Source organism: Paenibacillus albidus (assembly GCF_014644435.1).
Taxonomy (GTDB): domain Bacteria; phylum Bacillota; class Bacilli; order Paenibacillales; family Paenibacillaceae; genus Paenibacillus_AQ; species Paenibacillus_AQ albidus.
In genome coordinates this window covers 18,751-31,429 of the sequence record NZ_BMKR01000030.1, presented here as the reverse complement: position 1 = coordinate 31,429, position 12,679 = coordinate 18,751, and the positions used below count along the sequence as shown (strand labels likewise).

At 55.6% G+C, this 12,679-nt stretch carries 14 protein-coding genes; 5 read left to right on the top strand and 9 right to left on the bottom strand.

The window, feature by feature from the left end; translation table 11 throughout:
* Window positions 1–14: 14 nt before the first annotated feature.
* The 8 genes from IEY53_RS25475 to IEY53_RS25440 all read right to left on the bottom strand — a co-directional run bounded on the left by IEY53_RS25475 (window position 15) and on the right by IEY53_RS25440 (window position 7,879).
* A complete protein-coding gene (locus tag IEY53_RS25475; protein WP_189029996.1) occupies window positions 15–1,271 on the bottom strand; it encodes an SLC45 family MFS transporter in 1,257 nt (418 codons plus the stop codon).
* 4 nt (window positions 1,272–1,275) lie between these two features.
* Entirely contained in the window at window positions 1,276–2,013 is a 738-nt protein-coding gene (locus tag IEY53_RS25470) for a glycerophosphodiester phosphodiesterase (protein ID WP_189029994.1), read from the bottom strand.
* A gap of 164 nt (window positions 2,014–2,177) precedes the next feature.
* Window positions 2,178–2,702, bottom strand: a complete 525-nt coding sequence (gene cysC / locus IEY53_RS25465) for an adenylyl-sulfate kinase (RefSeq protein ID WP_189029992.1) — start codon at window positions 2,700–2,702, stop codon at window positions 2,178–2,180.
* Window positions 2,699–3,565, bottom strand: a complete 867-nt coding sequence (locus IEY53_RS25460) for an STM4011 family radical SAM protein (RefSeq protein WP_189029990.1) — start codon at window positions 3,563–3,565, stop codon at window positions 2,699–2,701. The genes cysC and IEY53_RS25460 overlap by 4 nt, the downstream gene beginning before the upstream one ends.
* Window positions 3,562–4,947: an STM4012 family radical SAM protein gene (locus IEY53_RS25455; RefSeq protein WP_189029988.1), complete on the bottom strand. Its 1,386-nt coding sequence runs from the start codon at window positions 4,945–4,947 to the stop codon at window positions 3,562–3,564. The genes IEY53_RS25460 and IEY53_RS25455 overlap by 4 nt, the downstream gene beginning before the upstream one ends.
* Before the next feature lie 58 nt (window positions 4,948–5,005).
* Window positions 5,006–5,791 carry an STM4013/SEN3800 family hydrolase gene (locus tag IEY53_RS25450; protein WP_189029986.1) on the bottom strand — a complete coding sequence of 262 codons (786 nt, stop codon included), beginning with the start codon at window positions 5,789–5,791 and terminating at the stop codon, window positions 5,006–5,008.
* Complete coding sequence (locus IEY53_RS25445; RefSeq protein WP_229696352.1) at window positions 5,788–7,026, bottom strand: STM4014 family protein; 1,239 nt, start codon at window positions 7,024–7,026, stop codon at window positions 5,788–5,790. Before IEY53_RS25445 ends, IEY53_RS25450 begins: the two co-directional genes overlap by 4 nt.
* 7 nt (window positions 7,027–7,033) lie before the next feature.
* Complete coding sequence (locus IEY53_RS25440; RefSeq protein ID WP_189029982.1) at window positions 7,034–7,879, bottom strand: STM4015 family protein; 846 nt, start codon at window positions 7,877–7,879, stop codon at window positions 7,034–7,036.
* 172 nt (window positions 7,880–8,051) lie between these two features.
* On the opposite strand from IEY53_RS25440, the gene IEY53_RS25435 reads away from it, so the two are divergent.
* The 3 genes from IEY53_RS25435 (at window position 8,052) to IEY53_RS25425 (ending at window position 9,516) form a co-directional block, all read left to right on the top strand.
* Entirely contained in the window at window positions 8,052–8,585 is a 534-nt protein-coding gene (locus IEY53_RS25435; protein ID WP_189029980.1) for an NAD(+) diphosphatase, read from the top strand.
* A gap of 4 nt (window positions 8,586–8,589) precedes the next feature.
* A complete protein-coding gene (locus IEY53_RS25430; protein ID WP_189029978.1) occupies window positions 8,590–8,946 on the top strand; it encodes a cupin in 357 nt (118 codons plus the stop codon).
* A gap of 117 nt (window positions 8,947–9,063) precedes the next feature.
* Entirely contained in the window at window positions 9,064–9,516 is a 453-nt protein-coding gene (locus tag IEY53_RS25425) for a NanQ anomerase/TabA/YiaL family protein (protein WP_189029976.1), read from the top strand.
* A gap of 398 nt (window positions 9,517–9,914) precedes the next feature.
* On the opposite strand, the gene IEY53_RS25420 is transcribed toward IEY53_RS25425, so the two are convergent.
* Complete coding sequence (locus IEY53_RS25420; RefSeq protein WP_189029974.1) at window positions 9,915–10,220, bottom strand: hypothetical protein; 306 nt, start codon at window positions 10,218–10,220, stop codon at window positions 9,915–9,917.
* Between the two features lie 402 nt (window positions 10,221–10,622).
* On the opposite strand from IEY53_RS25420, the gene IEY53_RS25415 reads away from it, so the two are divergent.
* Window positions 10,623–11,678: an SPFH domain-containing protein gene (locus tag IEY53_RS25415; protein WP_189029973.1), complete on the top strand. Its 1,056-nt coding sequence runs from the start codon at window positions 10,623–10,625 to the stop codon at window positions 11,676–11,678.
* The gene (locus tag IEY53_RS25410) at window positions 11,675–12,658 is read left to right on the top strand and encodes a diacylglycerol kinase catalytic domain-containing protein (RefSeq protein ID WP_189029971.1); all 984 of its coding nucleotides are present in this window, start codon (window positions 11,675–11,677) and stop codon (window positions 12,656–12,658) included. Before IEY53_RS25415 ends, IEY53_RS25410 begins: the two co-directional genes overlap by 4 nt.
* The last annotated feature ends 21 nt before the right edge of the window (window positions 12,659–12,679 follow it).

Genomic DNA, 12,679 nt, shown 5'->3' with positions numbered 1-12,679 from the left:
GCAGCCCTTAAATGTTAAGCTCCCGCGCCTGGAGCTTGTGGTAAATTCACGCTTTTCCTGCGCTCTTTCATCAGGAGCAGGCAGAGCAGCGCGACCGCCATACTGGCCGCTGCACAGTAGAAGAGAACGGCATAGCCGAATAGATCAATCAGCAGCCCCAGGATGGGAGGGGAGCTGATCGCCGCCAGGGAGGACACCAGATAATACATGCCCGTCCGTGTGCCGATGCTCTCCTCAGTCCCTGTAGCGACTACGTAGGGATAGGAATTGATATTGATGCAGGCCCAGAACATGCCGCCGAGCAGCAATAGGCCCCGCAGTACCGGCAGATCGCGTGCAAAGCCAACCAGCGCAAAGACCAGCATCAGCCCGCAGACCCCGATGATGATGAGCTTTTTCTTCCCGAACCGCCCGCCCAGCCAGCCGCTAGGGATGGCGAACAGTACGAAAGCGAGCGAGAAGAACGTGAGGGAGAAGGAGGCTGCCTTTTCACTTAAGCCCAGATGATTTTTGCCATAAAGGGTAAAAAGGGTCTCTACCCCCTGATAGGCTACGAACCAGAAAAATATGGCCGCCAGCAGAAATACCGTTGTGCGGTCCAATTGTTTTTTGAATGAGATCCGGGAGGATTTCCCGGGAACGGCGACGACGCCGTGGGCTGGATCGACAGCGGCTGCTGTTGCCGGGGTTAATGTGTTGTCCCCATGGATGCCGTCCCGGTCCTCCTTGATATAACGAGATACGATAAAAAGGCATAACAGCGTGATCATTCCGGCTGCGATAAACGGCAGCGCAGGGTTTGAGGCATACAGAATGGAGCCTGCACCAAAGGCCAGAATCGACCCGAAGCCGCCCATGAAGTTAATCAGTCCGTTGGCCTTCGTCCGCTGTGCATCCGGGGTAATATCGGGCATCAGCGCAACGGTCGGCGAACGGTATAAGCTCATGGCCAGATTCATCAGCATCATGAACAGCAGCAGCGTGAACAGTCCCGTATGATACGGAATCAGCAGGGTCAGCACTGCGGCGGCAGGCATGCCGATCATTAGATAAGGCATTCTGCGCCCATACCGGGTAACGGTACGGTCGCTGCGGTTGCCGATCCACGGCTGAAGGAACAAGGCGAAGTAATTATCAAGGGTCATCAAGAAACTGATCAGGGCTACACTGTGTACATACTTTTCCAGGAAAAAAGGAACAAACGCGTTATATAAGCTCCACGTAATGCTGATGCTGAAAAAGCCGAAACCGAGCAGCCAGATCTTTTTCACGCATTCACGCTCCCTTGTCAGCCAGCAGTCCGGCGAGCAGGTCCGGATGATCGGTAATAATTCCCGACACGCCCGCTTCGATCAGGAATTTCATCCGGTCGGGGTCGTTGACGGTAAAAGGATGGTAGACAATGCCTAGCTCTGCTGCCGCTGCGACGAATTCGGGAAGGACCGCTTGATGATTGGCATGCAGCGCATCGGCTGAAAGCGTAGCGGCGTAATCCCATGGGCGGTAAAGCCCCTCCATATACAAAATACCGGTGCGGATCTCCGGCGCCAGCGATTTGCAGTAGGCCAGCGAATAATGATTAAAGCTCGACAGCACAACCCGGTCGCTCATACCAAAAGCTCTCACAGCAGCAATGACCTTCTCCTCCATCCCCGGATACAGGAATGTGCCATTCTTGAGCTCGATATTCAGAATAGTGTCCTCCGCCTGCAGCAGCTCCAGCAGATCCTCAAGCACAGGGACAGGCTCGTTCTTGAACTGCTCGCTGAACCAGGAGCCGGCATCGGCCTCCAGCACTTCGCGCAGGGTCTTGTCCTTGATATACCCGGTGCTGTTCGTCGTACGGTCCAACGTCTCATCATGAATGAGGACAAGTGCACCATCCCGGGTCATTTGAACATCTGTTTCAATACCGGTTGCACCCAGTACCAGCGCTTTGCGGAAGGCCGCCATCGTGTTCTCCGGACAGGCCGCCGATGCGCCGCGGTGGGCAAAATTTATTAGACTGCTCATGAATTGAATTCCCTCCAACTTATCTTTTTTAAGGATGCCCAGGCAGGTTTGGGCTCTCCCTTCTTATTCCACGCCGGTCCCAAAAACCCTGTCCGAAATCTCCGGCAGGGTCTTTTTTCTTGAAATTTAACACAGCCCTGACATTCTGCAGCGGGCAGCACGGTTTATTCCGTGAGCAATTGCAGCACCGCAGCCACACATTCTTCCGTGGTCTGCTCTGCCGTACGCAGAGTGAGCTCGGGTTGTGCCGGAATCTCATAAGGGTCGGAGATTCCGGTAAAAGCGGGGATTTCACCGGAACGCGCTTTAGCGTAGAGTCCTTTGACATCACGCTGCTCACAGATCTCAAGCGGACAGTCTACGAACACCTCCATGTACCGGGGAAGTGTCCGGCGGGCGTATTCCCGCATTTCCCGGTAAGGACTGATGACGGAGACGATGGGGATCACGTCATTGCGGCTAAGCAGTCCGGCGATGTATACAGCCCGGCGGATATTCTCCATCCGGTCCTCCCGGCTGAAGCCGAGGCCTTTGCAGATGCTGCTGCGCAGCTCGTCGCCGTCGAGCCATTCGACGGCCCGTCCCTGCTCCCGGAGCTTCTCTGTGAGCAGGGAAGCGATCGTGCTCTTGCCGGCCCCGGAGAGGCCGGTCAGCCACAGGACGGGTGCTTGTTTGCTCCGGCGGCTCATGGGCTTGGCACTCCATAAGGAATCCGCTCCAGCAGGCCCGAGCCGTAGACCTTATGCAGCTCCAGTCCAGGCATGTGAATATAGCCGATATAACAATCGCACAGGTTCATGCGGCAGGCCCGCTTGGCCGAAAGGCCTTCCAGACCGTCACGGTACAGGTTGCCGATGACGCTTCTGTCCTTGTAGCAGCGTTTGACGCGTCCGGCACCCTGAACATAAAATACACTGCTGCCCGCCTGGCAGGCTTGGCCAAGGCTTTCATAATCTCTGGCATTTAGGCCGAAATGCGGATCGATCCCGCTGAGGAAAACGAGATCCTCGGCGGTATAATAGTCCGGCCTGTCCTTGTAGGCATTTACCCACAGATAGATATCCTCCGGCAGAACTGCCCGCAGCGAGGAGAGCGCTGCAAAAGCGGTACGGATGCCCACGCTGCCCACACTGAACGGAACTCCATGGCGGTGCAAGGTCAGGCATTGCGCCAAAAATGTCTCTTCCCGCACCTGACCCGGGTGGTAAGTGGCCCAGAAGGCGGTTTTTTCTTTCTGAAGCTCTGAAATAAAGCTTAAATCTGCTGACAGATTGGTCTGAATAGCGACCTTGTCGACATGGTCCATGGCGCTTAAGTCGGCCAGCGCTTTTTTGTACCAGCGGTGAATGAGACCTTCTCCATACGGATTAAAAAAGATCGACAGCCGGTGGCCCGCAGCGCCTTGTTCCCCCGCCCATTGCACGAACCTCTCCACGCCCTCGCGGTCTTTGGCGAGTGTGGCGGCGCTGTCCCTTGTTTTGCCGAAAGGACAATAGGGGCAGTCATAATTGCAGGATGTAAGGGAACCCCGGTAATACAGCACGGCCTTCATGGCAGGACGAACCTTTCCATGCGGCCGCGAATCTCACCGGAGATGAACCAGTCACCGATCGAGTCGGAGTAGCCCAGCCCTTCCGGAGTCAGTCTCAGCACGCCATCCGTTTCCCGGGCAAGACCCGAAGCTGGCAGCAGGGCGAGCTCTGGGAAATCCTGCCAGACCGTTGTTCCGAAACGTCCGCTATAGTCGGTAAGCGCCAGACCTTCACTGTGCAGGATGGCTTTGAGAATAAAACGCCGTTTCTGCTCCCCGAGGCTCAGCATAATGCCATAATCGGCAGTATCATAATGTTCGGCTGCCACATAGTCGGCGATGATGCTTTCCGTGGCTTTGCGGCTGACTCCGTAGCGTGAGGCATAATGAACATTCCGGGTATAGGAACGTGCGCCGCAACCCAGCCCAACCATGCCTTCTTCCTGGCAGCTGTAATCGAGGATCGGCTTGTCCGTTCCGGCCGCCTCCTTGGCGAACCGGCGCATCGAATACTGGCGGTAGCCGTGCTGCTCAAGCAGCTCGCAGGCCGCGTTGTAGCACTCGATACGGATATCTTCCTGCAGGCGGATCGTATCCGGCTTGACGATGGTATGCTCCCGTGTATACAGCGGATAAATGAAGATTTCTTCAGGCGCATAAGCCAGCGCCCGGTTCAGCGAATACACCCAGGATTCCACGGTTTGTCCAGGCAGGCCATAGATTAAGTCCAGATTCAGAACCGGAAAATCGTACCGGCCAAGCAGCTCAAGCGCCCGGTAGACCTCGTCCGGCTGCTGCGGACGGTAGATCGCCGCCGATTCGGCAGCCACAAAGCTCTGGATGCCCATGCTTACCCGGTCTACCGCCGCATCCTTCAGAATATCCAGCTTCTCCACAGAGATCGTCTCGGGCGAAGTCTCCACCGAGATGGAGGTTGTGCCGGTGTCCAGCCCCATGATGTCCACAGCGATGCTGAACAGGCGGCGAAGCTGATCCGCTGCAAGCAGCGTGGGCGTACCGCCGCCGATGGCGAAGCGGGCAAAAGGTTTATGCCCGGTGAACGCCGACCATTCCCGTGCCTGGCGCTCCAGCGCGTCCACGTAGCGGGTGTGCACATCGGCGCGTTTGTCCGGCAGCGTGAACAGGTTGCAGAATCCGCAGCGCGCGCCGCAAAACGGGATATGCATATAAAGGAAAAAAGACTCCGCCGGCTCGCTTTGCCACAATTCGGCAAGCGGCAGCGGCGGCTGAAGGTCGCCGTAGGCGGTTTTATGCGGATAGGAGTACAGATAAGAGCGGTAAGGTGAAGCGGTAATGTCCGCTTTCCATTGCCGGACTTTCTCCCCGGAGAGGGACAATAGATCTTCCCTATGGAGGAGCGGAGGATGTAGCGGTGACGTCATAACAGTACTCTCTCCTTTCGGAATAACTTCAAGCTAAAATGGCCTGTTGAGGCTCCCATTACAGGATGAACTCACGGTACGGGACGTTCCAGACCGTCTCATGGGCTAGCCGGTGTCCCTGATAGCCGTCTTCGCCATAGGCTGTGCCGTGGTCGGAAAAGGCCAGGCAGAAGACCGGATTACCGCGTGCGCGCAGCGCTTCGAACAGCCGGCCCAGCTCGCCGTCCACATAACGGAGCGCCGCCCGCTGGCTGTCGACGGAATCCTTCCGGGCCCCCGGCAGAAAGTAATAATTCGGTCCATGAATGGCCGAAACATTCAGGAACAGGAACAGCCGCTGCGTAAGCGGTGTTCCCGCGAGCAGCTTGAGGGCATGGTTCACCTGATGCTCCGTGGAGCGCGGGTTGGTGACGCCGAAGGTCATCCGCCAATAGCTCTGCTGGAAGTAGCCGGGCAGCACGCGGGCGAGCGGATTTTTTTTGGTGAAAAAAATCACGCCGCCGATGCATACCGTCCGGTAGCCCTCGGCCGCCAGGCCGGAGACGATATCCGGCGTGTCGAACAGCCAGGTATGAGGGTGGGTCTTCAGGCCGGTATTCCGGGAATGGAACATGCGGATATGCTCCGACTTATCCGTTGTTGCCGGCGTTGGCAGAAAGCCGCCGAAAAAAGCATGATGCGCGGCATAGGTGAAGCTGCCGGGTGTATGCCTTTTCTCCCAGGGGCCGGTTCCGCACAGGTTCGGGCAGTTGGCCTCCTCCAGGACCGCAGCGTCATAACGCAGGGTATCCAGTGTAATCATTACAATGTCGTGGGTGCCGACAATGGTGTTCATGTCTGTCATGGTGATCCATCCTTTAATGGTCCGGCGAGCACCTTCATCTCCCATTCATAGGTGCCGTACCCCCGGTAGTCAACCTCGTACAGCAAATCGCCGAACGGGTTCACGTCGGCGACATAGGGCTGCTGCGAGTTCTTCGATACGAGCACGTCGATACCTGCTATGGCGGAGAGGGGAAAAGCAGCCAGTGCCGCCTCAGCGGTGCGTCTGATGCGCGACCGGGTTTCTTCGCCCAGCCCGGCCTCCGCAAGGGACATCCGCTTGCTGCGCAGATGCAGGTTTGTGATTGGCGTGCGGCTGACGCGGGCGACGGCATGGCAGGCTTCCCCGTTGACCACCAGCTGGCGGACATCGAAGGACCTGCCGTCCGGTCCGGTTTTGGGGATCCACTGCTCGGCATAAGCGCCGTGGCGGCACAGCCAGTCGATGATGCCGGAGATGGAGGCGGTGTCGGTGTAGCGCCGCAGCTTGCCGGAATTGTAGTAGAGCGGGGGCCGGGTAATATAGTCCTCAACTCCGACCGTGGTGATGGCGATTTCGGCCCCGGTAGTTGGGTTGATCTGATAGGCAATCACACCCGACGCGGCTGAGCCGCAGGCCAGTTTGATGAAGATGCGGTGCATCCGCTGCATGCTCATGGCTTCGCGGAGCGACGCATAATCTGCAGGCCCATGCCCACCCTCCAAGGGCCGGGGAATCGGCACTCCGCTGCCAGCCAGGATCTGCTGGGCCCGCCGTTTGTCGGTCATCGCGGCAATCTCCGCCGGGTCATTGATCCATAGGGCCTGCGGGAACATGTCGGCAGCTTCCCGCTGGAGCCGGGCCAGCATCCGGCAGTAGCCGCGGAACCACTGGGACGGGTGGTGCAGCACACCGGGTTGCGGCTTCAGCCGCCCGGCAGCTGCCAGGCCCAGTGGCCGGGGGTCGGGTCTGGCGCCGAAAGGATGCAGGCCATCGTCAACATCCCCAGCCTCCGAAGAGCCGAGCGCGATCAGAGCCTGCTCGGTCTCGAAGCTGCCGCCCGGAGAGTCCAGCCGCAGCAGCGGCGGAGCGGTGCCTGCCGCGGCCCAAGGCAGCTCCCGCTGCTGCGCGGCGAGCAGTTCCTCCAGCGTGCGGCCTTCCAGCAGCCCGGCATACGGAACAATAAGGGCAGGCGGCTGGCCCAGCCGCTGCCGCGCCTGCTGTATGCCGCCTGTCCGCTTGTCGCCGGGGTTGCCGAAGACAATCAGCGGGCGCAAGGGAGCGTTACTCCGTAATGGACGGATAACGCCAGTCCTCGTCGTCATCGGTTTCCTGCTTGTCGCTGACATCTACGGGCAGTCCGCTGCTCTGCAAGCGGGCGACCATCTCAGCGGACATATAATGATGACTCAGATTCAGCGCCTTAAGTTTTTTGATCCGCTCACTGGCCAGCAGCGCTTCCGCACCCTTGTCACTGAGGGTTCCGAGGGATAGATCCAGCGTGTCAAGCTGGTCCAGAATAGGTGCATCCGCTACAGCTGCGGCAATCTCATCTTCGATTTCGCTATTTTTTAATCCTAAATAGGTAAGTTTCGGGAACTTTCCGGGTTCGGTCAGAGGGAGAATGTCCTGAAGGCTGCCATCAAAGCCATAATTATCGACACCGAGATACAGCTCCAGCTTGCGCAGATTTGGCAGTTCGCCGGCGGCGATCTCTGCCAGTACACTTTTGCCCAGACCGCCGGTGATAATAATCAGTTCTTCCAGCTTGTCGTGCTTCAGTTCGCTGAGGCTGAGATCATTGCCGCCTTGTATCGTAAGCGACTGGAGTTCCGGGTATGCGGCCAGAAGCGGCGACAGATCACTTTGGGTAATCCATGAAATCTCGCATTCCTCGTAGTCCATTTCGCCGATGAAAAGCTTGCGCAGAGCCGGAAAACTGGTGCTGTGCTTGACCAGGGCTGCTACCACTTCCTCCGCGCTGTTCTCGTAAGCCTGTCCCCAATCGCCGATAATCAGGCTGCTGAGTGCCGCACTTTCAGGGCTGCTGCTTAATTTCTCGATCTCGGAGCCTATCCTCTGCCCTGCTTCAAATTCGTCATATCCAATGCTAAGTTTCACTTCCGTCACAATAGATCCCTCCCGGAAAAAATTGACTTCAAAACTACCCTATCATTTGGAGTTAGGGGAGTCAAATTAGGTGCCGGATCATTGTATTCAGAGGAAGGATTACGCTAGACTGAGAGGGTCGGGCCTATGAATTTGCGGGGCCGCCCATTTTAGAGAGAAAGAAGAGATTCCCGTGAAATATTGCCACGAATGTGGAACAGAGCTGCTGCTTAAGGATTGTAACGGGGAAGGAGAGGTCCCTTTTTGCAAGGCGTGCGGAAGCTTTAGATTTCCCGTCTTCAGCACGGCTGTAAGCACAGCCGTATTAAACAAAGAGATGAATAAGATTCTCTTAATTAAGCAGTATAACCGGCCTGATTATATTCTGCTGGCAGGTTATGTGAATAAAGGAGAGGATGCCGAAAGCACGGTTGTGCGCGAAGTAAAGGAAGAGGTGGGGCTCGACATCATTTCCTACCAATATATGCGCAGCCTATATTTTGAACCGTCGAACACGCTGATGCTGAATTTTATAAGTGTTGCGGATTCGGAAGATTTAAGCAGAATGGACAGGACAGAGGTGGATGATGCAGCGTGGTTTACTTTTGAAGAGGCGGCCCGGAATATTAAAAAGAACAGCTTAGCCGAAACCTTCCTCTTAGCGATCATTAAGAGTCTGGATGCCGGGAAGGTCACCCTTCAGCCGGCAGCTGTGAAAGGAGACTAAGCCGATGAAGATTTATCAGTTCACCCAAGAGGCGGGCAAAGCAATCGAAGCCTTCGGCAGCCGGGAGCTCCATATGTCGAGAATACTCTCGGAGGCATCTACTCCACACATAGGCTGTATGTATTTGGGAGAGAACGGACGGGTTGGGTGGCATCAGGCGGGAGTCCCGCAGCTATTCCTGGTGGTCAGCGGAGGAGGCTGGGTTAGGGGTGGCGATGGGCCCGAAGTATCCATCCGAGCAGGATATGCTGCATATTGGGAACAGGGAGAGTGGCATGAGACGCGGACGGATAACGGATTGACGGCGATTGTGATAGAGAGCGAGAGTCTGAACATTGCCATGATCCCCATACAAGAATAACTTTAAGCATTAATAAAAAGAGCAGCGTGAATTTCGTTATAGACTGCGCCACCTGCTGTGATCTATCCTGTTCCTGTGCAATGCGCTCAGCGCAACTGATGAAGGGGGATAATTGATATGATCGTGGATACATTGAACCATCTGCTGGAGAATGAGGCCGCTTTTGGAGATAAGCTGAAGAGAGGGCTGCAATTCCTGAGAGATACCGATTTTACGGGTTTGGCTGCCGGACGCCATTCCGTGAACGAAGAGCTGTTCTATTTTGTGAATGAATATGAGACAAAAGCTGCCGGGGAGTGCTTCTGGGAAGCGCATCGGGTCAACCTGGATGTTCATTACATTCTGGAAGGCACGGAGAGGATTGGGTATTCCGCCATCGAACGGCTTCAAGTCACCGAGGAATATAATGCGGAGAAGGATGCGGTTTTTCTGAGCGGGGAGCTACTATCGGCAGTTGTGGCCGGGCCGGGCGATGTGGTCATCTGCTACCCGCAGGACGGGCATATGACCGGGATTGAAGCGGGGATGAAGGAAGCTGTCCGCAAGATTGTGTTGAAAATTAAATTGTAGGAGACAAGGGGGGCCGCAGAGGCTCCTCTTTTTTTGGGAATAGGCTTGCCAATAGAATAGATAGCCGCTGGAGGTATTTATGCGTCCCTGTCAAGCAGGGACCTGTTGGTCATGGACTCACTGGCCCCTATATTGTCTAAAAGATATTCTTCTGAGGTTTGGCGGACTGAGAAGCCGTTATTTGCTTACTTTCCAGGCATTTTTCTTACGCTTATGGCAAATAGGGTCCTCTGAGTCCGTCCGGGATGGGAAAGAGCCTGTTTTTGCAAAATAGCGGATTCTGAGTCCGTCTGAGTCCGATGGTATTATAATGGCGGCCGAGACCTGGCTTCGGAGGTGCAGGACCCGCGTTATGCGGAGCTATACGGGTCCGCGCAGCCCTGTCATGGGGATCTGGCCTATCCGCTGCCCGTCTTGCCCCCAAACGAGGAATTTCTCGATGACTGGCTCGCCAGGACCTGTGATCTGATTGACGCTACGCCTGCTGGGTTCGGAAGGAAGGTATTCAGTGGAGCCGGACGGTGAGGGCCTGCTGGTCCGGTTCTCTGAAGCAGTGAAGGAATAAGGCATACTGGTGCTGCGAATCGAATATGCACCGGCTGATCCATATATGCGGTTCCTTCATCTAATAACTTCTTCACGCTGCCCGCAGGCTGAAATCCATAGGCGCCATAAAGAGCCGAAGCGAAACCGATGCCGCCCAATTACGAACAGCAGGGAGCCGTGGTCGTGGAACAGCACGGTGGCTGTTTCGGTGGGTAACAGGACATCGGCATAAAGACGCTGCCACATGGCGGCGTTTTTGCTTGCGAAAGTCTGCAGCCACCCGGCGGCTTCGCGCTCTTTGCCAACCAGCGACCCAGGGTATGCATACGCTCTTCAAGGGGGCAAAGAAATTGAAGGTAAGTGTTGGCGCAACCGCGGAAATCTTCCTGTAGAGCACCTCGTCCGCATTGGCCAGAATAATCAGATCCGGGCAAGCGGCTTATAGATTTTGTGCAAAGAGTGAAACATGCATTTAATTTCTTATTAACATCTTGATAATATCAAAAATACATGTTAATATATTGTTAATAACAAATTGTTAATAACAGGAGGTTTTGATCATGTTCGGATGGAAATTCGTGAAATTCCAACCCAGTGATTATGTGCTGAAGGTCAAGAACGGTAAGGTGGTCCGTGAGGGTGTGGGCCTTTCCTTTTACTATTATGCGCCTACTACTTCGGTGGTGGTTGTACCCGTCTCCTCGATTGATGTCCCCTTCATGTTCGAAGAGATTACGAACGACTATCAGACCGTAACGGTGCAGGGGCAGCTGACTTACCGGATCGTGGATTACCGCAAGACCACCCAGATCCTCAATTACACGTATAACCTGAAGAAAAACACCTATCTCTCGGATGATCCCGGCAAGCTGGCCCAGCGGGTGATCAATATTGCCAAAGTGCTGACCAAAAAGCAGCTGGAGCAGCTGCCCCTGCGTGAGGCGATTCAGTCGAGCGAACGGCTGGCCAAAAGTATCACGGCCGAAATTGCCCGCAACGAGGAGATTGAGAAGCTTGGCATTGAGCTTATGGGCTTGTCGATCCTGGCCATTGTGCCGAATAAGGAAACCCTACGCGCACTGGAAGCCCAGGCCCGGGAAGAGATTCTGCGTAGCGCCGACAATGCGCTGTATGAACGCCGGAATGCCTCGATCCAGCAGGAGAGGCGCGTCAAGGAGAATGAGCTGAACACCGAAATTGCTGTAGAGACCAAAAAGAAGCAAATTCGGGAAACGCAGCTGGATGCGGAACGATCGGTGAAGCAGAAACAGAATGAAATGAAGGAAGAGCAGCTGAGCTTCGATACCGCGCTTGAGGAGAAGAAGCAGGAGCTGATTGAACTTACCGTGACGAATAAAAGAGCGGAAGCGGATGCGAAGGCCTATGAGCTGTCGGCGGTCATGAACGCGCTGCAGGGTGTGTCGCCAAATGTGCTTCAAGCATTGACGAATGTAGGGATGAAGCCGGATAAACTGATTGCGATCGCCTTCCAGGAGCTTGCCGAAAATGCAGAGAAGATTGGCCAGCTGAATATTACCCCGGATCTGCTGCAAGGCATAATGTCGGGTTCGGCCGGGAACGGTTCGGGGGCGGCGAGAGGAGCAGGAGGAAGATGAGTACACGGGGATCGGAGAATAAACTCATTCTGATTAAACGCAAGACCCGGCTGGAAGAAATTGTGGTCCGTTATAATACGACCCAGCAGGCCCAGTTCTATATTGAGCGGTTAGGCGCGGACTTCAGCGATTATATTGCCGAGGACCGCAACTACAGGAATGCTGTGGAGACGGCAGTAATGGAGCTGGGTTCCCTTGGCCGTGTACAGCTGCTGGAGCGTGAGCATGTGCCAAACTTTATCTTTGGCGATGAGGATACTGTGGTGGTGCTGGGCCAGGATGGCCTGGTCGCCAATACGCTGAAATATCTGCACCGTCAGCCCCTGATCGGAGTCAACCCCGATCCGCAGCGCTGGGATGGCGTACTGCTGCCTTTCACCGTCAAGGATTTGCGGCTGGTAGTGCCGGACGTATTTCACCGCAGCCGCCCCATCAAGGAAGTGACCTTGGCCAAGGCAGAGCTGAATGACGGACAGAGCTTATACGGAGTCAACGACCTGTTCATTGGCCGCAAGACCCATGTCTCTGCGCGTTATCAGCTGCGCTTGAGCGGAATCGTGGAGCAGCAGTCTTCGAGCGGAATAATTGTCTCCACCGGCATGGGCTCGACCGGCTGGCTGAAGAGTGTGCTGGCCGGTGCCGCCGGTGTAGTCCGGGGGGCAGCCCAGCTGTATGAAGGCGCTGAGATGGACATTGCTTATCATGCAGAGACGCAGGGAACAAATCCAGCCGGGCAACGCCAGGCCTGGGATGATCCAAATCTGTATTTTACGGTGAGGGAGCCGTTTCCGAGCAAGACGACTTCTGCGAATCTGGTCTTTGGAGCGATTCGTGGAGACAGTCCGCTGCAGATCACTTCGCAGATGCCGGAGAACGGTGTGATTTTTAGCGATGGGGTGGAGAGTGACTTCCTTGAATTCAACTCGGGGGTGGAAGCAACAATTAGCCTGGCGGAGAAAAGAGGACAGCTTGTGGTGTAGGCAAATAACTTATGACACCCT